The organism is Methylocystis parvus OBBP, assembly GCF_027571405.1.
GTDB classification, from domain to species: domain Bacteria; phylum Pseudomonadota; class Alphaproteobacteria; order Rhizobiales; family Beijerinckiaceae; genus Methylocystis; species Methylocystis parva.
This window is the reverse complement of the sequence record NZ_CP092968.1, coordinates 3,234,489-3,257,579: the sequence shown is the minus strand read 5'-3', so window position 1 is coordinate 3,257,579 and position 23,091 is coordinate 3,234,489. Positions and strand designations below refer to the sequence as shown.

Annotated in this window: 23 protein-coding genes and 1 pseudogene; 6 read left to right on the top strand and 18 right to left on the bottom strand. The window is 63.6% G+C overall.

Translation table 11 applies throughout. The annotated features are described in order from the left end of the window. Window positions 1–135: 135 nt before the first annotated feature. Both MMG94_RS15865 and sucD read right to left on the bottom strand, forming a co-directional pair. On the bottom strand, window positions 136–3,120 hold the full coding sequence (locus tag MMG94_RS15865; RefSeq protein WP_016920496.1) for a 2-oxoglutarate dehydrogenase E1 component: 2,985 nt from the start codon (window positions 3,118–3,120) through the stop codon (window positions 136–138). 143 nt (window positions 3,121–3,263) lie between these two features. Beyond that, window positions 3,264–4,148 (bottom strand): succinate--CoA ligase subunit alpha, encoded by an 885-nt coding sequence (sucD, locus tag MMG94_RS15860; RefSeq protein ID WP_016920497.1) that lies wholly within the window; start codon window positions 4,146–4,148, stop codon window positions 3,264–3,266. 250 nt (window positions 4,149–4,398) lie between these two features. Here sucD and MMG94_RS15855 point away from each other — a divergent pair, with 250 nt between their 5' ends. Both MMG94_RS15855 and MMG94_RS15850 read left to right on the top strand, forming a co-directional pair. Beyond that, a complete protein-coding gene (locus MMG94_RS15855) occupies window positions 4,399–4,671 on the top strand; it encodes a type II toxin-antitoxin system ParD family antitoxin (protein WP_040579302.1) in 273 nt (90 codons plus the stop codon). Next, window positions 4,668–4,952, top strand: a complete 285-nt coding sequence (locus tag MMG94_RS15850; RefSeq protein ID WP_016920499.1) for a type II toxin-antitoxin system RelE/ParE family toxin — start codon at window positions 4,668–4,670, stop codon at window positions 4,950–4,952. The genes MMG94_RS15855 and MMG94_RS15850 overlap by 4 nt, the downstream gene beginning before the upstream one ends. 76 nt (window positions 4,953–5,028) lie before the next feature. Here MMG94_RS15850 and rplA read toward each other — a convergent pair whose 3' ends face one another. The 12 genes and pseudogenes from rplA to MMG94_RS15790 form a co-directional block, all read right to left on the bottom strand. After that, the gene (rplA, locus tag MMG94_RS15845) at window positions 5,029–5,733 is read right to left on the bottom strand and encodes a 50S ribosomal protein L1 (protein ID WP_016920500.1); all 705 of its coding nucleotides are present in this window, start codon (window positions 5,731–5,733) and stop codon (window positions 5,029–5,031) included. A gap of 4 nt (window positions 5,734–5,737) precedes the next feature. After that, window positions 5,738–6,184 (bottom strand): 50S ribosomal protein L11, encoded by a 447-nt coding sequence (gene rplK, locus MMG94_RS15840; RefSeq protein ID WP_016920501.1) that lies wholly within the window; start codon window positions 6,182–6,184, stop codon window positions 5,738–5,740. Between the two features lie 411 nt (window positions 6,185–6,595). Beyond that, a pseudogene (locus tag MMG94_RS15835) lies at window positions 6,596–7,156 on the bottom strand (hypothetical protein); the annotation flags it as partial. Window positions 7,157–7,298: 142 nt separating this feature from the next. Continuing rightward, entirely contained in the window at window positions 7,299–7,772 is a 474-nt protein-coding gene (locus tag MMG94_RS15830; protein WP_016921231.1) for a GNAT family N-acetyltransferase, read from the bottom strand. Between the two features lie 125 nt (window positions 7,773–7,897). Continuing rightward, window positions 7,898–8,215: a hypothetical protein gene (locus MMG94_RS15825; protein ID WP_244415457.1), complete on the bottom strand. Its 318-nt coding sequence runs from the start codon at window positions 8,213–8,215 to the stop codon at window positions 7,898–7,900. Window positions 8,216–8,430: 215 nt separating this feature from the next. Continuing rightward, window positions 8,431–8,961: a transcription termination/antitermination protein NusG gene (gene nusG / locus MMG94_RS15820; protein WP_016921229.1), complete on the bottom strand. Its 531-nt coding sequence runs from the start codon at window positions 8,959–8,961 to the stop codon at window positions 8,431–8,433. Window positions 8,962–8,984: 23 nt separating this feature from the next. Further along, complete coding sequence (secE, locus tag MMG94_RS15815) at window positions 8,985–9,176, bottom strand: preprotein translocase subunit SecE (protein ID WP_016921228.1); 192 nt, start codon at window positions 9,174–9,176, stop codon at window positions 8,985–8,987. 183 nt (window positions 9,177–9,359) lie between these two features. After that, window positions 9,360–10,052: a sulfate transporter family protein gene (locus MMG94_RS15810; RefSeq protein WP_016921227.1), complete on the bottom strand. Its 693-nt coding sequence runs from the start codon at window positions 10,050–10,052 to the stop codon at window positions 9,360–9,362. Window positions 10,053–10,150: 98 nt separating this feature from the next. Beyond that, window positions 10,151–12,310 carry a methylmalonyl-CoA mutase gene (gene scpA / locus MMG94_RS15805; RefSeq protein WP_016921226.1) on the bottom strand — a complete coding sequence of 720 codons (2,160 nt, stop codon included), beginning with the start codon at window positions 12,308–12,310 and terminating at the stop codon, window positions 10,151–10,153. Between the two features lie 100 nt (window positions 12,311–12,410). After that, window positions 12,411–12,743: a c-type cytochrome gene (locus MMG94_RS15800; protein WP_016921225.1), complete on the bottom strand. Its 333-nt coding sequence runs from the start codon at window positions 12,741–12,743 to the stop codon at window positions 12,411–12,413. Window positions 12,744–12,785: 42 nt separating this feature from the next. Beyond that, a complete protein-coding gene (locus MMG94_RS15795) occupies window positions 12,786–13,214 on the bottom strand; it encodes a universal stress protein (RefSeq protein WP_016921224.1) in 429 nt (142 codons plus the stop codon). Between the two features lie 114 nt (window positions 13,215–13,328). Next, window positions 13,329–13,820 (bottom strand): response regulator, encoded by a 492-nt coding sequence (locus tag MMG94_RS15790; RefSeq protein WP_157212453.1) that lies wholly within the window; start codon window positions 13,818–13,820, stop codon window positions 13,329–13,331. A 249-nt stretch (window positions 13,821–14,069) separates the two neighbouring features. Here MMG94_RS15790 and MMG94_RS15785 point away from each other — a divergent pair, with 249 nt between their 5' ends. Continuing rightward, window positions 14,070–15,245 (top strand): acetate/propionate family kinase, encoded by a 1,176-nt coding sequence (locus MMG94_RS15785; RefSeq protein WP_026016444.1) that lies wholly within the window; start codon window positions 14,070–14,072, stop codon window positions 15,243–15,245. A gap of 12 nt (window positions 15,246–15,257) precedes the next feature. Here MMG94_RS15785 and MMG94_RS15780 read toward each other — a convergent pair whose 3' ends face one another. Then, window positions 15,258–16,655: a histidine kinase gene (locus MMG94_RS15780; RefSeq protein WP_154419671.1), complete on the bottom strand. Its 1,398-nt coding sequence runs from the start codon at window positions 16,653–16,655 to the stop codon at window positions 15,258–15,260. A gap of 105 nt (window positions 16,656–16,760) precedes the next feature. On the opposite strand from MMG94_RS15780, the gene MMG94_RS15775 reads away from it, so the two are divergent. The 3 genes from MMG94_RS15775 (at window position 16,761) to MMG94_RS15765 (ending at window position 20,096) form a co-directional block, all read left to right on the top strand. Further along, complete coding sequence (locus tag MMG94_RS15775) at window positions 16,761–17,393, top strand: response regulator transcription factor (protein WP_016921220.1); 633 nt, start codon at window positions 16,761–16,763, stop codon at window positions 17,391–17,393. Window positions 17,394–17,612: 219 nt separating this feature from the next. Then, window positions 17,613–19,520 (top strand): methanol/ethanol family PQQ-dependent dehydrogenase, encoded by a 1,908-nt coding sequence (locus MMG94_RS15770; RefSeq protein WP_026016443.1) that lies wholly within the window; start codon window positions 17,613–17,615, stop codon window positions 19,518–19,520. 72 nt (window positions 19,521–19,592) lie between these two features. Next, complete coding sequence (locus tag MMG94_RS15765) at window positions 19,593–20,096, top strand: c-type cytochrome, methanol metabolism-related (RefSeq protein ID WP_051001154.1); 504 nt, start codon at window positions 19,593–19,595, stop codon at window positions 20,094–20,096. Between the two features lie 57 nt (window positions 20,097–20,153). On the opposite strand, the gene MMG94_RS15760 is transcribed toward MMG94_RS15765, so the two are convergent. From MMG94_RS15760 to MMG94_RS15750, 3 genes are read right to left on the bottom strand one after another with little or no spacing between them, the layout of a single operon-like run. After that, window positions 20,154–21,092 carry a heme ABC transporter ATP-binding protein gene (locus MMG94_RS15760; RefSeq protein WP_016921217.1) on the bottom strand — a complete coding sequence of 313 codons (939 nt, stop codon included), beginning with the start codon at window positions 21,090–21,092 and terminating at the stop codon, window positions 20,154–20,156. Further along, the gene (locus MMG94_RS15755; protein WP_016921216.1) at window positions 21,092–22,174 is read right to left on the bottom strand and encodes a FecCD family ABC transporter permease; all 1,083 of its coding nucleotides are present in this window, start codon (window positions 22,172–22,174) and stop codon (window positions 21,092–21,094) included. The genes MMG94_RS15760 and MMG94_RS15755 overlap by 1 nt, the downstream gene beginning before the upstream one ends. Then, a complete protein-coding gene (locus MMG94_RS15750) occupies window positions 22,171–23,088 on the bottom strand; it encodes a heme/hemin ABC transporter substrate-binding protein (protein ID WP_154419672.1) in 918 nt (305 codons plus the stop codon). The genes MMG94_RS15755 and MMG94_RS15750 overlap by 4 nt, the downstream gene beginning before the upstream one ends. Window positions 23,089–23,091: the final 3 nt, after the last annotated feature.

Below are 23,091 nucleotides of genomic sequence, written 5' to 3'. Positions count from 1 at the left end.
TCGCGGGGAGAGGGCTGGGGTGAGGGGCAAGCAAGCTAAAAATCGTTTCGTAGGATACGCGCCACAACTGTTTCGGCGGGCGAAAGCGGCCTGCCCTCGCCCTAACCCTCTCCCCGCATATGCGGGGAGAGGGAATCAGGTCCCGAAGGCGTCGTCCTGGAAAGCCTTCAGTTGCGCGAGATGCTTGGACATGGTGCCCGCCGCCGTTGAGGCCGACGCCGGACGCCCGACATAGCGCGCGCGTTTCGTTTTGCCGTTCACCTGCCCGAGCACCCATTCGAGATAGGGTTCGACGAAGAACCAGGCGCCCATATTCTTGGGCTCCTCCTGGCACCAGACCACATCAGCGCTCTTGAAGCGCGACATGGCGGTGACGAGACTCTTCAGCGGGAAAGGATAAAGCTGTTCGACGCGCAGCAGATAGACGTCGTCGACGCCGCGCTTCTCGCGATCTTCGAGCAGATCGTAATAGACCTTGCCCGAGCAGAGCACGACGCGGCGGATCTCCTCGTCGGGCCGCAGCGTCGCCTTTTCATGCGTCTCGCCATCGTCGAGCAAAATTCTCTGGAAGCTCGACGCCACGCCCATTTCGCCCAGCCGCGAGACGCAGCGCTTGTGGCGCAGCAGCGATTTGGGCGCCATGAGAATGAGCGGCTTGCGCATGTTGCGGTGAAGCTGCCGGCGCAGAATGTGGAAATAATTCGCCGGCGTCGAAACGTTCGCGACCTGCATATTGTCTTCGGCGCAGAGCTGGAGATAGCGCTCCAGACGCGCGGAAGAGTGCTCCGGCCCCTGCCCTTCATAACCATGCGGCAGCAGGCAGACGAGGCCCGACATGCGCAGCCATTTGCGCTCGCCCGCCGACAGGAACTGATCGAAGATCACCTGAGCGCCATTGGCGAAGTCGCCGAACTGCGCTTCCCACAGAACCAGCGCGCCCGGTTCGGCGAGCGAATAGCCATATTCGAAGCCGAGCACGGCCTCTTCGGACAGCATCGAATTGATGACCTCGAACCTGCCCTGGTCGGGCGAAAGATGATCGAGAGGGATGTAGCGCGCTTCCGTCTCCTGATCGATCAGCACGCTGTGTCGCTGCGAGAAGGTGCCCCGCTCGCTGTCCTGGCCGGAGAGGCGCACCTTGTAGCCCTCGGTGAGCAGCGTGCCGAAGGCGAGCGCCTCCGCCGTCGCCCAATCGATCGCCGTTCCCTCCTCGATGGCGGCGCGGCGATTGTCGAGGAAGCGCTGGATGGTGCGGTGCAGGTGGAAATCCGCGGGAACCGTCGTGAGCTTCGCGCCGATGTCGCGCAAGGATTCCAGCGGCGCGCCGGTCTTGCCCTTGCGCTCGTCCTCCGTCGCCTGATAGCCCGGCTTGAGGCCCGCCCAGCGGCCGTCGAGCCAATCGGCCTTGTTCGGCTTATAGGACTGGCTCGCCTCGAACTCGCTTTCGAGCCGCGCGCGCCAATCCTCCTTCATCCTGTCGGCGTCGGCCCTGGAAAGCTGGCCTTCGCTTGCGAGCTTCTCGGCGTAGAGATCGAGCGTCGTGCGATGCGACCGGATCTTCTTGTACATCAGCGGCTGGGTGAAGCCCGGCTCGTCGCCCTCATTATGGCCGAAGCGGCGGTAGCACCACATGTCGATGACGACCGGCTTCTGGAACTGCTGGCGGAATTCCGTCGCGACGCGCGCGGCGAAGACGACAGCCTCGGGATCGTCGCCATTCACATGGAAGATCGGCGCCTCGACCATCTTCGCGACGTCCGACGGATAGGGCGAGGAACGCGAGAAGCGCGGATAGGTGGTGAAGCCGATCTGATTATTGATGATGAAATGCACCGAGCCGCCCGTGCGATGGCCCTTGAGGCCGGAAAGGCCGAAGCATTCCGCCACGACGCCCTGACCCGCAAAAGCCGCGTCGCCATGGATGAGCAGCGGCAGCACGACGCGGCGGTCGCCGCCATGCTGGTCCTGCTTGGCGCGGACCTTGCCGAGCACGACGGGATCGACGATTTCGAGATGCGACGGATTGGCGGTGAGCGAGAGATGCACCTTGTTGCCGTCGAATTCGCGATCCGACGAGGCGCCGAGGTGATATTTCACGTCGCCCGAACCTTCCACCTCGTCGGGCAGGAAGGAGCCGCCCTTGAATTCGTGGAAGAGCGCGCGGTGGGGTTTCGCCATCACCTGACAGAGAACGTTGAGGCGGCCGCGATGGGCCATGCCGAGCACGATCTCCTTCACGCCGAGCGCGCCGCCGCGCTTGATGATCTGCTCCAGCGCCGGCACGATCGCCTCGGCGCCGTCGAGGCCGAAGCGCTTCGTGCCCGTATATTTCACGTCGAGAAACTTCTCGAAGCCCTCGGCCTCGACGAGCTTGTTGTAGATCGCGCGCTTGCCCTGATCGGTGAAGACGATCTCCTTCTTGGGGCCTTCGATGCGCGCCTGCAGCCAGGCTTTCTCCTCGGGATTGGAGATGTGCATGAATTCGAAGCCGATCGAGCCGCAATAGGTGCGGCGCAGGATCGTCACCATCTCGAAGACGCTGGCGTATTGCAGGCCAAGAACGCCGTCGATGAAGATCTTGCGGTCGTAATCCTCGTCCTTGAAGCCGTATGTTTCCGGATGCAGCTCGCCATGATCGTGGCGCTGCTCCAGACCCAGCGGATCGAGATTGGCGTGGAGATGGCCGCGCATGCGATAGGCGCGGATCATCATGAGGGCGCGCACGGAATCGCGCGTGGCGCGCTGAATCTCGTCGGCGGTCGCGGCCGTCGGCGGCGGAACCGGCGCGCCTTTTTGCGCGGCCTTGGGGGCCGGCGCGGGATAGTCGCCCGTGAGCGCGCTCACCCATTCGCCATTGGCGGTCAGCGGCCAGTCGGGACGCGCCCAGGACGGGCCATTGGCCGGCGCGGCGCCCGGAACGGCGCCCATCTCAAAGAAAAATTTCGCCCATTCGGGACTTACCGAAGAGGCGTCGGCCTCATAGGCGTCTAGAAGCCCCTCAATATAGGCGGCGTTCGCGCCCTGGAGAAATGACGTGGCTGCGAAGCCGTGATTTTGCGCAGAACGCGGACCGCCGGGAGCCGCCGGTCCGGTCACGCCATCAGTTTCAAGACGCGCCATAAGTCTCGCTTCTCTTGAAGCCGACAGCGGCGCGCCCGGGAGCCAGTCGCCCGCCGCCGAAGGCTTGTTGTGGAGCGCCGCTCAAAAACGGCGACGCCCCTCATCTAAGTTCTCGAAGGCGGCAAAGAAGGGCGCAGCAGCGCCTAACCTTTGAGCACCTCGACCAATGTCTTGCCCAGCCGCGCCGGCGAAGGCGACACGCGGACGCCCGCCGACTCCATCGCCGCGATCTTGCTCTCCGCATCGCCCTTGCCGCCGGAGATGATCGCGCCGGCATGGCCCATGCGACGGCCGGGAGGGGCCGTACGGCCGGCGATGAAGCCCACCATGGGCTTCTTGCGGCCGCGCCTGGCCTCGTCTTTCAAGAATTGGGCCGCTTCCTCTTCCGCCGAGCCGCCGATCTCGCCGATCATGATGATCGACTTGGTCGCGTCGTCGGCCAAAAACAATTCCAGCACTTCGATGAAGTCCGTGCCCTTGACGGGATCGCCGCCAATGCCGACCGCCGAGGTCTGGCCGAGGCCCTCGCGGGTCGTCTGGAAAACCGCCTCATAGGTCAGCGTGCCGGAGCGCGACACGACGCCCACGGAGCCGCGCGAAAAAATATTGCCCGGCATGATGCCGATCTTGCTCTCGCCCGCCGTGACGACGCCCGGGCAGTTGGGGCCGATGAGGCGGGATTTGGAGCCCGTGAGCGCGCGCTTGACGCGGATCATGTCCTGCACCGGCACGCCCTCGGTGATGCAGACGATCAGCGGGATTTCCGCGTCGATCGCCTCGCAGATGGCGTCGGCGGCGCCCGGCGGCGGGACATAGACGACCGAGGCGTCGGCCCCGGTCTTTTCACGAGCTTCCGCCACGGTGTCGAAAACGGGAAGGCCAAGATGCGCGGAGCCGCCTTTGCCCGGGGAAACGCCGCCGACCATCTTGGTTCCATAGGCGATCGCCTGCTCCGAATGGAAAGTGGCGGTCTTGCCGGTGAACCCTTGCGTGATGACTTTGGTGTTCTTGTCGATCAGGACGGACATGCAGCTATTCCTAAAGAGAACGGGCGGCGCGGGGAAAGCGCGAGCGTCCGGCTCCCGTTTGAGAGAGCCGGTCTCACGCCGCAGATTTCGCGCCGCCAAACTATTGGTACGAGCGCCCGCTTACAAGGCGGAAAGCGCCCGGAAGATACGCATGCGGCAAGGGGACGCGATCAAATTGGAGGCGGGAAAGGCCGATCATTGCAAGCGGTAGGAAATATGCCTACCTTTGCGCCGAGGGAGAGACGCTGCGGTGCCAAGAGTCGAAAAAATCAGCGTCGCCATAACGTCCGAAATGGCGGCGATGATGCGCGAGGTCGTCGAGACGGGCGAATATGCTTCCGCAAGCGAAGTCATGCGCGAGGCGCTGCGGGACTGGAGGCTGCGCCGCCGGCAACGGGAACAGGCGGTCGACGAGTTGCGACGCCTTTGGGATGAGGGGGTCGACAGCGGCCCAGCGACTGACGGGAACGAGGCGTTCGCCCGTCTGAGCGCGCGACTCGCGCCCAAATTCTCTGAAAAATGAGTTTCAAGCTCAAGCCGCGGGCGGAGCAGGACATCGAGGAAATCGTCTCCTACATCGCCGCGGACAGCCCCGCCGCTGCTCGACAGTGGTTCGAAAGCATGCGCCGCGCCTGCGAGCGTCTGGCCGAAATGCCGAAAATGGGCGTGGCGCGCCCGGAAATCCGGCCTGATCTGCGGACCTTTCCTGTCGGAAATTATCTCATTGCCTACCGGGAAGCCGGCCTTGACGTGGAAATCGTGCGCATTCTGCATGGCGCCCGGCAGTGGCGCGAATTGCTCTGAGCTACGGGCATTTTTTTCAAACAGAAAGCCGGCGGGTCTCCCCGCCGGCTCCGAAAACTGGCCTTCTTCTAGGCCTTTACGCCGTGGTCGCGCCGAGGCTCGACACCTCGACCTTCACGCCCGGACCCTGGGTCGAGCTGATGGCCACGCGCTGAATATAGGTGCCCTTGGCGCCCGTGGGCTTGGCCTTGGCGACGGCGTCGACAAAGGCCTTGATGTTCTCGATGAGCTTGCCTTCGTCGAAGGAAGCCTTGCCGACCGTGCCCTGCACGATGCCCGCCTTCTCGACGCGGAACTCGACCGCGCCGCCCTTGGAGGCCTTCACCGCGCCGGCGACGTCCATGGTCACCGTGCCGACCTTGGGGTTCGGCATCATGCCGCGCGGGCCGAGCACCTTGCCGAGACGGCCGACGAGCGGCATCATGTCGGGCGTGGCGATGCAGCGATCGAACTCGATCGTGCCGCCCTGGACGATAGTGACCAGGTCCTCTGCGCCCACGACGTCGGCGCCCGCGGCCTTCGCCTCGTCCGCCTTGGCGCCGCGCGCGAAAACGCCGACGCGCAGAACGCGGCCCGTGCCGTTCGGCAGATTGACGACGCCGCGGACCATCTGGTCGGCGTGCTTGGGGTCGACGCCGAGATTCATGGCGATCTCGACCGACTCGTCGAACTTGGCCTTGGCGCGTTCGCGCACCATTTTCACGGCCTCGTCGATCCCGTAGAGCTTGGTGCGCTCGACGCCCTCGCGGGCCTTGGCGATTCTCTTTCCAATATGCGCCATGGTCTTACTCCACCACCTGGAGGCCCATCGCGCGGGCCGAGCCTTCGATCATCGACATTGCGGATTCGATCGAGGCGCAGTTCAGATCGACGATCTTCTTCTCGGCGATCTCGCGAATCTGCGCCTTGGTCACCTTGCCGACGACGTTACGGCCAGGAGTCTTCGAGCCCGAAGCCGGCTTCTTGCCGATCTTGAGGCCAACGGCCTTCTTCAGGAAGAAGGAGACCGGCGGCTGCTTCATCTCGAAGGTGAAGGAGCGGTCCTGATAGGCGGTGATGATGACGGGGATGGGCGTCCCCTTCTCCATCTGCGCCGTCTTGGCGTTGAACGCCTTGCAGAACTCCATGATGTTGAGGCCGCGCTGACCGAGCGCGGGGCCGATCGGCGGCGAGGGATTCGCCGCGCCGGCCGGCACTTGCAGCTTTATGTAGCCGGCAATTTTCTTCGCCATTTACTTTCTCCAACGAATGACGCCCGGCGGGGCCGCAAAGCCCAACCGGCGCCGGTTGCAGGTCGTGGTCCGGTCCGTTCTCCCCGATGGCGATCAGGGCGGACCCGCCACGTATGATTTCCTCGCGGCGCGGGGAGCGCCCGAGGAAAAGCGGCTTTTAGAGGAAGGCGGGGGAAAGCGCAAGGGAGGGGCGCGCGGCGGTCTTGTCGCAGCGAAAGGGGATGTTCGCGATCGCGCCAACGGGGTGGGTCGAAAGCAAATAGAATTTCGCGCCTGTTTTATGCAACGAAATTCCTCTGCAAAATTAATTGGTCGCGAGACGTGCAAAAATCTTTATTTTTGCACTTGGCCGCCGCGCTGCGTCGAGACAGCGCCGTGTAGCAGTAGAAATCCCAATCATGTCTTTGGTTGTTATGCGCGCATCGCCATAGCGGGACGAAACGGCTTGTCGTCGTCAGGCGGCGGCAATGGCGCATAATGGCTAAATTGCATCGCGTAGTTCGCGCGGCCCTGCGTGCCGGAACGCAGATTGTTGACATAGCCGAACATATTCACGAGCGGCACCATAGCGTTGATGACTACGGCGTTGGTGCGCAGGTCCTGACCCTGGATCTGGCCGCGACGCGAGTTCAGATCGCCGATGACAGTGCCGGTATATTCTTCCGGCGTCACCACCTCGACCTTCATGATCGGTTCGAGCAGAACGGACTGGCCCTTTTGCAGTGCTTCGCGGAAAGCGGCGCGCGAGGCGATTTCGAAGGCCAGCACCGAGGAGTCGACGCCGGTCAGACGATCTATCGCCAATCCAAGATGGCTTTCGCTCGCGCCCCTGAGAAGCGCACGGCCGGTCTCCTGATCGACATCGACCTTGAGGAACAGATCATCAGCAGCGAGTTGCACTAAGGCAGCGGAAAACTTTTGCCAATCGGCTTTGGACTTCGGCTCGATCGTCACTTCGACCAGCAGCGGCGGCGGCGCATCAGCCATCGCTCTTTCCTTCATGCATAACGCTGAGGGTTAGAAAGCGGCTATTTCTTCTTATAACACAGGCGTTTCGGAGCGATGCATAATTTTTGAGTTTTGCGCCAAAAGCCACTCCCAGCTTTTGGCGGCTTTAAAGCAGCTTCTGCATTTCGAGGTTCTCGACCGGGCTTCCACATTCTATTCCCGGATACCTTCTCGTCTCGCTCCACCCCCGACTTTCATAGAAGGCCCGAGCACGTTTGTTGAAGGCTCGAACTTCTAGACGAGCAACAGGGTAAGACCGCCCGATTTGTTGTTCCGCGAAATCCATCAGCTTCGATCCGATACCCTCGCGCCATATTTGCGGATCAACGTGCAAATCGATGATGCGGTCCTCAGCGACATGAATGACGCCAACGAGTTCGTCATCGACGACGGCCACGTAAAAGTGGAGCCACATGGTTTCGGCGTGGGTGCGAGCCGGATCGGCGGCCGCGAACGCCTGAACCGCCTCGAAGGGCAATTCAGGAGCCCAAGCTACCAACCATGAGCGGTGAAGGAGCCGGATGAGCGCAGGAACGTCGCACTCAGAGGCTTGTCGAAGAAAGAGACGGCCCAATTCCATGATGTAAAACAGCTCCGTTGTCGGCGACTCTTCGCTGATGGCGGGGAGTTCGCATAACTGACCGATGGAACCTGCCTCTGGGGCGTTCGCATCGCCACATCATCGACATTCAACGATAGCCGACCTCAATGCCCTTCGGGCGAAAGGCCCACATGCTGTTCGAGCCGACGCACGCGCTCTTCGAGTTCTGTCAACAGCACGCCATGGCCAATCGCGGAGGAGTGGTATTCCATCACCGAGCGACGCAGCCCGACGATCTGATCGCTCAGACGCTTCCCCTGTTCGCCAATGCGTTTTTCCATGTTCACCAGGTCAGAGGCCACATCCGCGCGCAGCGAATGGACCTCCGAACGGACATCGGCGATCTCGTCGCGAAGAGTATCCACCTTCACGTCGATCTTGCGCAGCAGGGCCAGGGTGAAGTTCTCGGCTTCGTCGCTCATCGTAGCTTCCATCGCCGCCGCAAAAAGCGCAGGCATACAACCCGGAAAGCTTACACGAAACCGCGCGATTCTCTACCTATCCCGCGATCGAAAGGCGCGCGGATCGGGATGCGACGGCCACAAATGCGTAAGGGCGTTCGCAATTTTTTTTACGCCGGCGGCGTCCTCACGCCCGGAGCGGCGCGAGCTTCCATTCCCTTAGAGAAAGTGGGCGATCAAACCTTCTCCACCTGCCCGAATTCCAGTTCCACCGGCGTCGGGCGGCCGAAGATCGAGACGGCGACCTTGAGGCGTGAGCGGGCTTCGTCCACTTCCTCGACGAGGCCGTTGAACGACGCGAAGGGGCCGTCGGCGACGCGCACCGTCTCGCCCACCTCGAAGCTGATCGTGGGCTTGGGACGCTCGACGCCCTCGGCGACCTGACCCTTGATGCGCATCGCCTCCTCTTCGGAGATCGGCATCGGCTTGTTGTCGGCGCCCAGGAAGCCCGTCACCTTCGGCGTGTTCTTGATCAGCGAGAACACATTGTCGGTGAGGTTGCACTTGACCAGCACATAGCCGGGAAAGAATTTGCGCTCGGTCGAGACCTTGCGGCCGCGGCGCACCTCGACGACCTGCTCGGTCGGCACGAGGATTTCCTCGAAAGCGTCGGTCAGGCCCCGCTGCGCGGCGCCCTCGCGGATCGATTCCGCGACCTTCTTCTCGAAGTTCGAATAAGCGTGGACGATATACCAGCGCATGGCCATGGGGCGCGCTCAGCTCCTGAAAATCACTGTCCGACGCGCAACAGCAGGCCGACGCCGAAGCGAAGGGCCGAGTCGACGAGGACGAAGAAAAGGCTCGCAAAAAGAACCATGAGGATCACGAGGCCGGTCGTGATCATGGTCTCGCGGCGCGTGGGCCAGGTGACCTTGCCCGCCTCGGCGCGAACTTCCTGCAGGAATGTGAACGGGTTGACCATTTCGCTTGCCCGGTTTCCTCTTGGCGGGTTCCTTTGGCGCTGCAAAAGAGACGTCCGCCGCAAAACAGTCGCGGCGCGGGACCTTCCGGCCACGCGCCACGTTAACGAGCCTTATAGCGGGTCCCGGCTGGAACGCCAAGGGGAAATCTCCCTCCCTTAGAGGTCGCGCCAGGCCTTCGCCCCTCAGCGGCCCGCCCAGCGCGCCTCCCGCTCCAGCGACAGCATTTTATGGATACGCGACATGAAGGCGACGCCGAAAAGCGGGGTCAGCACATTGAGGCCGGGGGTCATGACGAAGGCGGCGATGAACAGGCCCGCCAGAAAAAGCTGGGGCGCATAGCGGCGGCGCAGCTCTGTCGCCTCCTCCAGCGAACGAAAGCGGGTGGCGGCGAAGAGGAAATATTCGCGCCCGAGCAGATAGGCGTTGGCCAGCAGGAAGGCGATGGCGTTGATCCCGGGGACGAGCAGCAGGAACAAGGCCAATAAATTGACCCCGGCCGACACCGCGGCGAAACGGACGCCCATCATGATCGCCTGCGCGGCGGGGATCGCCCGCCCGCGCTCACCCGCCGGATAGAGGTCGGCCTCCACGACGTCGGCGAGATCGTCGAGGAAAAGGCCCGCGACCAGGACCGAGATCGGGCCGAGGAAAAAGGCGAGGAACAGGAAGAGGCCGACGCCCGTCGCATAGGTCAAGGCGATCTGAAGCCATGGGTGGTTCACGGCGATATAGGACAGAGCGAGCTTGTCGAGGCCCACCCAGGCGAGCGCCAGGAAGAGCAGCGTCATGCCGATGCTCTTGATCAGCACATTGCGGAAAGGCGGGGAAAGGATCTCGCGCAGCGCCGCCAGCGCGGCGTCGAACATGAAGGTCATGAGCGGCCTCTAACAGCCGCCCGCGCGGCGGCCGCCCTGCAGATGGCGCTGAAACGGGGCCGATGCAAGGGCGGCTCGAATGCCGCCTCGCGCGCCAATTACCCCTTCGCCGGCGCCCGCTGCGCGAAGCCCAGCCGGATGTTCAGCTCGTGCAGCAGCTTCTCGGCCGCGAGCGGGATGTTGGTGCCGGGCGGGAAGATCGCCGCGGCGCCGAAATCGAGGAGCGCCTGGAAATCATCCGGCGGGATAACGCCGCCGACGACCATCATAATGTCCTCGCGGCCGACGCGGGCCAGCGCGTCGCGCAGTTCGGGGGTCAGCGTCAGATGGCCGGCGGTCATGGTCGAGACGCCGACAATGTGCACGTCGGCCTCCTTCGCCTTCTGCGCCACTTCGTCGGGGGTTGCGAAGAGGTCGCCGATGACCACGTCAAAACCCATATCGGCGAAGGCGGAGGCGATGACCTTCTGGCCGCGGTCGTGGCCGTCCTGGCCCATTTTGGCGACGAGAATGCGCGGCTTGCGGCCGGTATTCTCCTCGAAGTCGCGGGTCATGCCGACGACGCGGCCGACCTGCTGGCTGTCCTTCCCGGCTTCCTTCGCATAGACGCCGGAAATGACATTCGCCTTGGGCTTGTGGCGGGTGAAGACCTTCTCCAGCGCGTAGGAGATTTCGCCGACGCTGGCCTTGGCGCGCGCCGCCTTGACGGCGAGGTCGAGAAGATTGGCGCCGGACGTGGCGCCTTCCGTCAGCGCGTTCAGCGCCGCCTGGCATTCGGCTTCATTGCGTTCGCCGCGCAGGCGGGCGAGCTTGGCCAGTTGCGCGGCGCGCACGGCGGCGTTGTCGACCTTCAGAACGTTCGGCTTGGCGTCGTTCTCCGGCTGATATTTATTGACGCCCACGACAACCTGTGTCCCGCTGTCGATACGGGCCTGCGTCTTGGCGGCGGCTTCCTCGATGCGCTGCTTGGGCACGCCCGCCGCGATGGCCTTGGCCATACCGCCGAGCTTCTCGATCTCCTCGATATGCGCCCAGGCCTTTTTGGCGAGTTCGGCGGTCAGACGCTCGACATAATAGGAGCCGCCCCAGGGATCGATCACGCGCGTCGTGCCGCTCTCCTGCTGCAACACGATCTGCGTGTTGCGGGCGATGCGGGCCGAAAAGTCGGTCGGCAAAGCGAGCGCCTCGTCGAGCGCGTTGGTGTGCAGCGACTGGGTATGGCCCTGCGTCGCCGCCATGGCCTCGACGCAGGTGCGGATGGAGTTGACGTAAACGTCCTGCGCGGTGAGCGACCAGCCGGAGGTCTGGCAGTGGGTGCGCAGGGTCAGGCTCTTTTCCGACTTGGCGCCGATATCCTTCATCAGACGCGCCCAGAGCAGGCGCGCGGCGCGCAGCTTCGCGACCTCCATGAAGAAATTCATGCCGATGGCGAAGAAGAAGGAGAGACGCGGCGCGAAGGCGTCGATGTCGAGGCCCGCCGCGACGCCGGCGCGCACATATTCCACGCCGTCGGCCAAGGTGTAGCCAAGTTCGAGATCGGCCGAGGCGCCGGCCTCCTGCATGTGATAGCCGGAGATCGAGATCGAGTTGAACTTCGGCATATGCTGGGACGTGTACGCAAAAATGTCCGACACAATCCGCATGGAGGGCTCCGGCGGATAGATATAGGTGTTACGCACCATGAATTCTTTGAGAATGTCGTTCTGGATCGTGCCGGTGAGCTTGTCGGCCGAAACGCCCTGCTCTTCCGCCGCCACGATGAAGAGCGCCAGAACGGGCAGCACGGCCCCGTTCATGGTCATCGACACGGACATCTGATCGAGCGGAATGCCGTCGAACAGCGTGCGCATGTCGTAGATCGAATCGATCGCGACGCCCGCCATGCCGACATCGCCCATGACGCGGGGATGGTCGGAATCATAGCCGCGATGGGTCGCGAGGTCGAAGGCGACCGAGAGGCCCTTCTGGCCGGCGGCGAGATTGCGGCGGTAGAAGGCGTTGGAGTCCTCGGCCGTGGAGAAGCCCGCATATTGGCGGATCGTCCAGGGCTGGGCGACATACATGGTCGAATAGGGCCCGCGCACGAAGGGCGCGACGCCGGGATAGCCGTCGATGAAGGACAGGCCCTCGACATCCGACGGCCCATAGGCGCTCTTCACCTCGATCCCCTCGGGCGTCAGCCAGCTGCGGACGGGCGCGTCCTGCGCGACGGAGGCGGCGGCGAAGGGGATCTTGGTGAAATCGGGGATGGCGGACATTATTTCCTCGGCTGCTTTCGAGGCGTTTTAGACCAGCCGCCCCGCGAGCGCAAAGGCGGCTTGTGGCCGCGCGAGGCGCTGGCGGCGGGAACTTAAGGGATCAGCGCTTCTGGATCGACCCGAGATAAGCCAGCAGCGCCTCGACTTCCTTCGCGTCGAAGCGGAATTGCGGCATCTCCAGCCCCTCATGGCCGACGACGATGCCCTCGCCCAGCGCCTCCTCCAGATTGGAGAGCGGATATTTGCGGGCGAGATAGCGGAAAGGCGGGGATTTCGGGTTCGGGCTCGCGCCGGTGCGGCCGACCGCGTGGCAACTCCCGCAATTCGCTTTCGCAATGCCTGCGCCGAGCTTCAGAGCATCGCTCTCCGCGGCCATGGCCGGAGCGGCAAAGGCGATCGACATAACGAAAGCGAGGGGCGCGAATCGAACCATGTGCGACAGTCTAGCCCCCGCCCCTTCCGCCGCCAGCCGCGCCTATTGCCGCACCACCAGAACCGAACATTTGGCGTGCCGGACGATCGTCTTGGCGTTGGAGCCGAGAAGATAGGTCGCCATCGTGGGACGGTGCGAGCCGACGACGATGAGGTCCGCGCTCCAATCCTCGGCCTCGGCGAGCACCTCGGGATAAACGGCGCCGAAACGCACGGTCGAGGAGACGCGCTCCTGCGGCAGATCGACCTTCTGCGCGCGTTCGGCGATGTCCTTCTCCGCCGCCTCGCGCAACTCTTCGTCGAAATTCGGAGGGATGTAGTCGACGAAGGCCATCGGCACGAGCGGCTGCACGTTGATGAGCCGCATCTGCGCCTCCGGGGCGCTCTTCGCCAGCGCCAGGGCGGCGTCGATGGCGAGTTTCGCCATGTCGGATTCGCCCAGGTCCACCGGGACGAGAATTTTCTTGTACAAGTCCGCCTCCCTCGAAGTTTCTCGTTCAATGAAGGCAAAGATAGGGGATCCGCGGCCATCCCGCGAGGGGCGCGAATGCGAATGATCGCCGCATGGCTTGGACCATGCGGCTCGCTATTGCTTGCGCGTGAGCCGGCTGACGGCGGATTTGGTCGCCATGATGGTTTCCATCGACTGCGCCCGCCGCGTTGTCGCCTTGGCGATCGCGGCTTTCACGTCGCTGACCGAATAAGGCTTCGGGATCACCAGCACCGGCTCCAGCTCGCCGGTTTGCAGCCATTGCGGCGCCGCGGTGACGAAAATCACCGATGCGTCGATGCTTTTCAGCATTTCGTCGACCGCGACGATCCCCGAACTGCCATCCGCCAGCCTGACGTCGGCGACGATCACGGCCGGCCGCGCCTTCAAGGCGAGCGAGAGCGCTTCCTTATGGGTCCGAGCCGGGCCGACGACGCGGTGGCCCAGATCGTTCACCATGAATTCGATATCCTTCGCGATGATCGACTCGTCCTCGATCACAAGAATGTCCAAAGCGCGTTGCTGGCGTTTCGGCCGCGGACGCGGCGTCGACTCGGGCGACTCGACATCTTCAACAGGAATGTTCACGGAAGCAGCCTCTTCGATCGCCGTCATGGGAGTAGGGGTCTAAAACGCTCTGAAGGCCCACGCGCCGAGCGCGGCGCGGCCAATGGCGCCATTCCAGCTTAACGCGCATGACGCCGCCCGGTTCCGCCAGAGTCGTCCAAGCCGGCTCCAATAGCCAAGGCCGCGTTCGACTGGACAAAGCGCTTGCAAGACAGCACTCATTTCGCGTCGTCGCAGGCCTGTCGCCCGCGGCGACGGAGATGAATGACCATGTCCAGCATCGCAGTCGTCAACGCCGGCTCGTCGAGCCTCAAATTCGCGGTCTTCGACGCGGCGGAGACGCCGGTCCTGCGGCTCAAGGGCGCGATCGACGGCATTGGCGCGACGCCGCGCGCAAGGCTTTCCCGCGCGGACGGCGCCACGCTGCTCGACGAAGCGCTTGCGCCGGAGAATTTCGATCACGCCGCCGCGACGCGGACCATGATGCGCATCGCCGCGCCCTGGCTCGACGGCGCGGACATATCGGCGGTCGGCCACCGCGTCGTGCACGGCGGCGGCGTCTTTTCCGCGCCCTTGCGGATAACCGAAGCCGACATGGAGGCGCTTGCGCGCTTCATCCCCCTCGCCCCTTTGCATCAGCCGCACAATCTCGCCGTCATCCGGGCCATGCTGGCGGAACATCCGCAACTGCCGCAGGTCGCTTGCTTCGACACGGCGTTCCACGCGACGCAGCCGCCAATCGCGCAAGCTTTCGCCTTACCGCGGAAATATTCGCAGGCCGGTTTGCGCCGTTACGGATTCCACGGCATTTCCTATCAATATGTCGCCGGCAGGCTGAAAGAGGTTGCGCCCGACCTCGCGTCTCGCCGCGTCATCGTCGCTCATCTCGGCAATGGCGCGAGCCTTTGCGGGATGATCGACGGCGGGAGCGTCGCGAGCACGATGGGCTTCACCACCGTCGACGGGCTGATGATGGGGACGCGCTGCGGCGCGCTCGACCCGGGGGCGCTGCTGCATCTGATGGACCATTACGGGCTCGGTCCGCGCGAGGTGGAAGATCTGATCTATCGCCAATCCGGCCTGCTCGGCGTCTCGGGCCTCTCAGCGGACATGCGCGCGCTGCGCGCCTCGGCGGCGGCGCAGGCCAAAGAGGCGATCGCGCTTTTCGTCTATCGCATCCGGCGGGAGATCGGCTCGCTCGCAGCGGCGCTCGGCGGTCTCGACGCGCTCGTCTTCACCGCCGGCATCGGCGAAAACGACGCGGCGACGCGCGCGGAGGTCGCGGCGGGTTGCGCCTGGCTCGGCGTCGAACTCGATGACACGGCCAATCGCGCGGCGCAGACAAAAATCTCCGCTCCGCAATCCTCGGTCGCCGTCTTCGTGATCCCGACCAATGAGGAGTTGGAGATCGCGCGCAGCGCATATCGACTTGTCCGCCCGAACTGACGCGATCGGGCGTCACGCCCCCACAAACGGCATGTTTTCCTCGACCGGTTCTACGATCGGCAAAGGCAGCGTCACGTCGACGATGGCGCCGCCGGAGGGGGCCGCGCTGATTTCGAGCGCGCCGTTCAGCGCCCGCACGCGCTCGGACATGCCGACAAGGCCGCGCCCTCTCCTTTGATGCGCGCCGATTCCGACCCCGTCATCCGATACCGTGATGCGCAGGATGAGCGATTCTTCCTCAAGCGAAGCGGGATGCTCGAAACGCAGCGCCACTTTCGCGTTTCGCGCGGAAGAGTGGCGAAAAATATTGGTCAGCGCCTCCTGCACGACGCGATAGGCGGTCAATTCCACGGCCTCGCCCATGCCGCGCAAATCGTGCGGCGCCTCCAGCGTCACCGCAATATCGGGCCGCATGGCCCGCCGATTGGCGATCAGCCCGCGCAGCGCGGGTTCGAGCCCAAGTTCGTAAAGTCCCGGCGGCCGCAATTCGTCGAGCATGCGATGCACCACGTCCTGCAGCGCGTTTCCCGCCGAGCTGATTTCACCGCATATTTGGGGAACGCGCCCGCCGCTCTGTCCGGTCGCCGCCTCGCTTGCCGAAAGCGCCAGGACGCCGGTGCGGATCGCAAAGAGGCAGGGGGCGACCTCGTCATGGAGATCGCGCGCGATCGTGGCGCGCTCGTCATCCTGCATCTTCACGAGGCGCTCGAGCAGGGTGCGGTTTTCTCCCTCGACTCGATCCAGCGTCTGGGCGAGCGCATTGAGCCGCACCGCCGTATCGACGAATTCCGTCGCGCCTTCCGGCGCGAGGCGAACGCTTCTAAAGCCGCGTTCGAGCCGCAAAAGCCCGTCGCCAATCGCCTTGAAGGGCTGAAGCCAGCGATTCATCAAGGCGAGGACGACCGCGCAGATCAAGCCGAGCGCGACGAGATTGCCGAAGGCGAGCCGCGTGAGGTTCGACCAAGCCTTCTCCGCTTCGAGATCGGGATAGAAAACCAGCTCGATCTGTCCGAATTTCATCATCCCGTTCACGGTGACGGGGATGCGAAGCGTGCGGGGTTCGGGCGAAACGAGGGCGGAGAACCAGTATGGGCTCGCCAGCGTCTCTTCAGCAGCCGGAGCCGCCTCCATCGCCTCTCTCCCTGGCGGGCCGCTCCAGATCACCCTGATGTCGACGCGCTGCCGGTAATCGGGATTTTCGAAGACCTGTCGAAGGCGGACGACCGGATCGCGCCCGGCGACGGTCTCCATGATCGCCAGCTCCTTGGCGAGCTTGAAATTGCTTTTGAGCTCCGCGTCGAAGCCCGCATGAACGCGATTGGCGATGGTGACGATGTTGAAGACGAAGATCGTCGAAAAAGCCGCAGCGATCAGAAGATTGAATTTCGTGGCGAGCGACAGCGGCCGCATGTTGGTTCGTTCCTGATCTTCGCCGAAGCCGTCCGAGGCGTCGCGATTGACAGCCCCGCGCCCGGCCCGACATAGTCGCCGCGATGAACGGACGGCAATAATAACATGCGCATTCTCATCGTCGACGACCACCCCATGGTGATAGCCGGGTGCCGCGGCATGCTCGCGGGCGAAGCGGATATGGAGGCGCTGGAAGCCCAGGACGCGGAGCGCGCCTTCGACGTTTTCGCGCGCGAGGCGCCCGACATCGTGGTGCTCGACGTCAATCTGCCCGACATGTCCGGCTATGATCTTTTGCGCCGAATGCTGAAACGAAGGCCAAAGGCGCGAATCCTCGTTTACACGATGAACGCCGACCCCGTTCACGCCTCGCGCGCGATCGAACTCGGCGCGCTCGGCTACATGTCGAAGAATGAAGATCCCGCGCTTTTCGTCAAGGCCGTGCGCCTTGTCGGCGGGGGACAACGTTACGTTTCCGACGACATGGCGCACAAGCTCGCTTTCTTTAATCAGAAGAAGCAGACCAACCCGTTTCTCGACCTCACGCCGCGCGAGAAGGAGACCTTGCGGCTCCTCGCCGACGGCAAGGGGATGGCGGAAATCGCGCATGACATGGGCATTTGCTACAAGAGCGTCGCAAATAGCTGCGCGCTGCTCAACAGGAAGCTCGGCGCGCGCTCGCGCGTCGATCTTGTGCGCATCGCGGTGGAAGCGAAGGCCGCCAAACATATCCTCTGATCCGCCCATAATCCGCTTGCGCGGGCCATGATAATTCGGTCGCGCCTTTTCCGATTTTTCCCGGATTTCTGGTTCCAAAAAGCCTAAAGACGCGTCCAAGTCGTCCCCTTACGATTTTCTCCTGGCGCCTCCGAAGCTGCGGGGATGGGCGGTCCCTCCTGCCGCTTTTCCCCGACGAGCAACGGAGCGCCGCATAAGAAAATATCAGAGGGAACGCTCATGAACCGGCTATTGATGACGGCCTCGACCGCCATTCTCGCCGCATGCGCCGGCGCGCAGGCGGACGACCTTTCGATCAGGCTGAAAGACCCCAAACAATGGGTCTCGCCCACCGGCGACGACGCCAATCTGCGTCATTCGGCGTTGAAGCAGATCACGACCGAAAATGTCGGCAAGCTCGTCATCGACTGGCAATTCTCGACAGGCGTGCTGCGCGGCCATGAAGGCGCGCCGCTCGTCATCCATAATGTGCAGATCCCCGAGCAAACCGCGACGGACAAGAACGGCAAGAGCTTCGTTACGCGCAAGGCCTTTACGACCGACGTGATGTATCTGCACACGCCCTTCCCCAATACGGTCTATGCGCTCGACCTCAAAGACCCCGACCACAAGATCATCTGGAAATATCAGCCCGAGCAGGACGCCCAGGTCGTGGCCATCATGTGCTGCGACTCGGTCAACCGCGGCCTCGCCTATGGCGACGGCAAGATTTTCCTGGCGCAGGCCGATACGACGCTGGTCGCCTTCGACGCAGGAGCGGGCGCGATCGGCGGCCCGAAACGCAACGAGCCTTTATGGTCGGTGAAGAACGGCGATCCGTCCAAGGGTCACACTTCGACCGCCGCGCCGCATGTGTTCAAGGACAAGGTGCTCGTCGGCATCGCCGGCGGCGAGTTCGGCGTGCGCGGCCATATCACGGCCTATGACGTCAAGACCGGAAAGCTGCTTTGGCGCGGCTATTCGACGGGTCCGGACGCAGAGACGCTGATCGACCCCGAAAAGACGACGCATCTCGGCAAGCCGGTCGGAAAGGATTCGGGAATCAACACCTGGGAAGGCGAACAGTGGCGGACCGGCGGCGGAACCACCTGGGGCTGGTACAGCTACGATCCGGAGCTGAATCTCGTTTATTACGGCTCCGGCAATCCCTCAACCTGGAACCCCAGCCAGCGTCCCGGCGACAATCGCTGGTCGATGACGATCTGGGCGCGCGACCTCGACACCGGCAAGGTGAAGTGGGTCTATCAGATGACGCCTCATGACGAATGGGACTATGACGGCGTCAACGAGATGATCCTGGCGGATCAGACGATCGGCGGCGTGAAGCGCAAGGCGCTCGTGCATTTCGACCGCAACGGCTTCGCCTATACGCTCGACCGCGTGAGCGGCGAACTTCTGGTCGCAGAAAAGTTCGACCCCGCGGTGAACTGGGCGGCGAAGGTCGACATGGACAAGAACTCCAAGACCTATGGGCGTCCGCTGGTGGTCGACAAATATTCGACGCAGCACAATGGCGAGGACGTCAATACGGAAGGCGTTTGCCCCGCGGCGCTCGGCGTCAAGGATCAACAGCCTGCCTCCTATGACGCCGCCACCGATCTCTTCCTGGTGCCGACGAACCATGTCTGCATGGATTACGAACCGTTCCGCCTGTCTTACACCGCCGGGCAGCCTTATGTCGGCGCGACGCTGGAGATGTTTCCCGCCGACCGCGACAAAGGCGACATGCATACGGGCGCCTTCATCGCCTGGGATGCGAAAGCGGGGAAGATCGTCTGGTCGAACAAGGAGGCTTTTTCGGTCTGGTCGGGCGCCTTGTCGACCGATGGCGGCGTGACCTTTTACGGCACGCTCGAAGGCTATCTGAAGGCGGTCGATACGAAGACGGGCAAAGAGCTTTTCAAGCACAAAACGCCTTCCGGCGTCATCGGCAACGTCATCAGCTATGAAACTTCCGGCAAGCAATATGTCGCCGTGCTGTCGGGCGTCGGCGGCTGGGCGGGCATCGGCCTTGCGGCCGGATTGTCGAAGTCGAACGAAGGCCTCGGCGCCGTCGGCAACTACGCCTCCCTCGCCAACTACACCGCCCTTGGCGGCGTGCTGACCGTCTTCTCATTGCCGAACTGACCACAAAGGAGAAGCCGGCGCCGCCAATGCCGGCTTTTCTTGCGCTTGAACATGTTTTGTCCGGAGTTTGAAATGAAACGCCCGCTTCCCGTCTTCTTCGCGATCGGCGCCCTTTTGGCGGCCTCCCCGGCATTGGCCGAGGCGCCCGGAGACCCCAAGGCCGTCAAATCCGAGAACGGCAAATATTTCGACGCGAAAGGCGATCCCACCTACAATATCGGCGCCGACGGCGCGGTCGATTGGTACGCCTTCTCCGGCTATCGCCGCTATCACGCCGAATGCCATGTCTGCCACGGTCCGAATGGCGGCGGCTCGACCTATGCGCCGGCCCTCAAAGAGTCGGTGAAGCGCTTCAACTACGCCGAATTCGCCGGCATCGTCATCGGCGGCCGTCAGAACGGCAACAGCGTCATGCCGGCCTTCGCCGACAATAAGAACGCCGTCTGCTATATTGACGACCTCTATGTGTATCTGCGCGCCCTCTCCACCGGCGCCGTCCAGCCGGGCCGCCCGGAAAAGAAGGAAGCCGCGCCCGAGGCCTTCAAGAAGGCCGAAGCCGAGTGCATGAAGAAGTAACAACCCGGCCCGAAAGCAGCGCCCGCGGCCGCCGCCGACCGTTCGTCGCAGCGCCTTTCAAGGCCAGAAAGAGAAGCTCGTCGATGCGTTTTCGTTCTTGAGCAAGGTCGCGCACGGCTCGCTCCCTTGCTCGCAAACGAGATTGTCTAAGGGACCCCGCCGGAGGGCCGTCTGCGCGGGTTGACTCCATGCGATGCGGCGCGCGTGGCCGTGCGGCAAAATGAAAGCCGCTTTGGGCGGCGCGGCGCAAAGGCGGAGATGAACCCCGAAGACCTCGGAGAGGAGTCCGCCGGCCAGAACTTTGGCGGGATCGCCTGATGCGACGAGCTTTCCCGCCCGCATGACGACGAGTTGATCGGCATAGGCGGCCGCGAGATTTAGATCGTGAAGGATCGCCAGGACGGCGACGCCGCTATCGGCGATCTCTCGCGCGGCGTCCATCAGGGTCAATTGATGCCGGATGTCGAGGCTGGCCGCCGGTTCGTCCAGAAAAAGCGCCTGACAGCTTTCGCTACGTCGCCCCGCGGCGAGCTGACACAAGACTCGGGCGAAATGCGTCCGCTGCTGCTCGCCGCCCGACAGCGTGTCGTATTTGCGGCGGGCCAAATTCGAGATGTCGGCCCGCCGAAGCGCTCGAGCGATGATCTCGTCCGCCGCTTCGCCTCTCGCATCGACGCCCAGCGTGTCGAGCCCGATCCGGACAACCTCTTCGACGGTGAATGGAAATGCGAGCTGCGTCGCCTGCGCCATGACCGCCCGGCGTCGCGCGAGGAGCCATGCCGGAATTCGCCGCAAAGGCTCCCCGCAACAGGAGACCTCGCCCGAGCTCGCATGCAGCTCGCCCGAAAGCAGCTTCAGAAGCGTCGACTTGCCGGCCCCGTTTGGACCGACAATGACGACGAGGCGTCCGGGAAAAAGCGACAGCGTCGCGTCCGCGACGATATGCACGCCTCGAACAGCATAATGCAGCGCCCGCGCCTCGACGAAAGGCTTCATCAGAACATTCCTCGCGACCGGCTCAGGAGAAGCCAGAGAAAGAAAGGAGCGCCGATCGCCGACGTGATGACGCCGATCGGGAGTTCGGCGGGCGCGACGAGCGTCCGCGCGAGCGAGTCGGCGCCGACCAGCGCCGCGCCTCCGAGCAGCGCGGCCGCCGGCAACAACAGCCTGTTGTCGGGACCGAACAGCAAGCGGATCGTATGCGGCGCGACGATGCCGACAAAGCCGATCACACCCGCTGTCGCCACGCTGAGACCAACGGCCAGCGCCACGAGCGCGATGACGAGCGTCTTGACGAGTTGAACGCGCACGCCGAGATGAAACGCTTCGGATTCACCTAGCGCCAAAGCGTTCAGGCTCTTGCCGAGAAGAGGTGTCAAAACGGCCAGCGGGAGAATCCCAGGCGTGATTGTGGTCGCCTTTGACCAGGTGGCGCCATTGAGACTGCCGAGCGACCAGAAAGTCAGGTCTCGGAGCTGCTGATCATTGGACCAATAAGCGAGGAGACCCGTGAGCGCGCCGCAAAAGGCGCCAAATCCCACGCCTGCGAGAAGCATTGTCGCGACGGACGTTCGGCCCTCCCGAGTCGAAACTGCATAAATGAAAGAGGTCGAGGCGAGGCCGCCAAGAAAGGCGCTAACCGGTAACGCGGCGGAATTCCAAAAGAGATTGCTCATCCATTTGCCGCCGAGCACGATCGACGCGGCGGCGGCGAGGCCGGCTCCGCTCGATACGCCAATCAAAGCCGGATCTGCGAGCGGGTTACGAAACAGCCCCTGCATGAGCGCGCCGCTAACTGCAAGGGCGGCGCCGACCTCGAAACCGAGGACAACCCGTGGAAGACGAATGTTCAAGATCAGATTGGCGTCATAGGCCGGCCGTCCCATTTCCTCCGGCGCTCCGCCGTCCAGAAGAATTTCCAGCACGCGCGCCGGCGCAATCGGCGCCGCCCCCGTCGCGACGCCCACAAAAAGCGACACGACGCTCAAGCCGACCAATAACAATAGCGCCAGGCTCGCATGGCGCCGCGACGCCGACAGTTGCGGCGCGCCCGCCCTGACGCCGGTCGTCAAGCTCATCGCTCGCCGCCGTCATCGCCTTTCCCGCCTTGCAGAGCAGGAAAAGTCTGATCCGGGTAGAACGCCGCCATGAGGTCGCGCGCGGCGTCGGGCGCACGCGGGCCGAAGCCCAGGAGATAATTCCCGTCCATCTCGACGATGGCGCCCGTCTTGACGGCCGGCGTCATGGCGAAGGCCGGGGTTGTGGCGATTTCCTGGCCGGAGACGCCGTCCCGTCGCATCGTCAATATAATATCGGGCGCGGCGGCGACGATCGCTTCGCCGCTCATCGGCTTGAAACCGTCGATAGATGCGGCCGCGTTTGTGGCGCCGGCGAGAGCGATCATGGCGTCCGCCGACGTGCTTTTTCCGCCAACCACCGTTCGTCCACCCGAATTCGAGAGGACGAAAAGAACCCGCTTGGCCGCGCCGATTTTTTCGCGAAGAAGCGCGAGAGCGTCAAATCGAGCGGCCACGCGCTTGACGAGTCGCTGCGCCGGCTCTCTCGAGCCGGTCGCCTCGCCGACCGCGAGGATCTTGCGCTGAACGCCGGCCGCGGACGGCTCGTCCGGGATCATGAGCAAGCGCACGCCGGATTCACGCAAGCTCGCCAATGCCGCCGGCGGACCCGCGCCTTCAGCCGTCAGAACCATTGAGGGCTTGAGCGCGAGGACTCCTTCCGCCGAAAGCGCACGCATATAACCGACGTTTGGCTTCTTCTTGAGCGCTTCCGGCGGAAACAGACTCGTCGTATCCACGGCGGCGACGCTGTCCTGCAGACCCAGCGCATAAAGGATCTCCGTTACGGAGCCGCCGATAGAGACGATGCGTTCGTTCGCTTGGGCGTCAGCGGCGAACGCCCATGCACATAGACTGATAAGGCTTGCAAGACGGAAAGCCTTCATCCGTCCGCTTATTGTCCTGGTCTCGCGCATGAC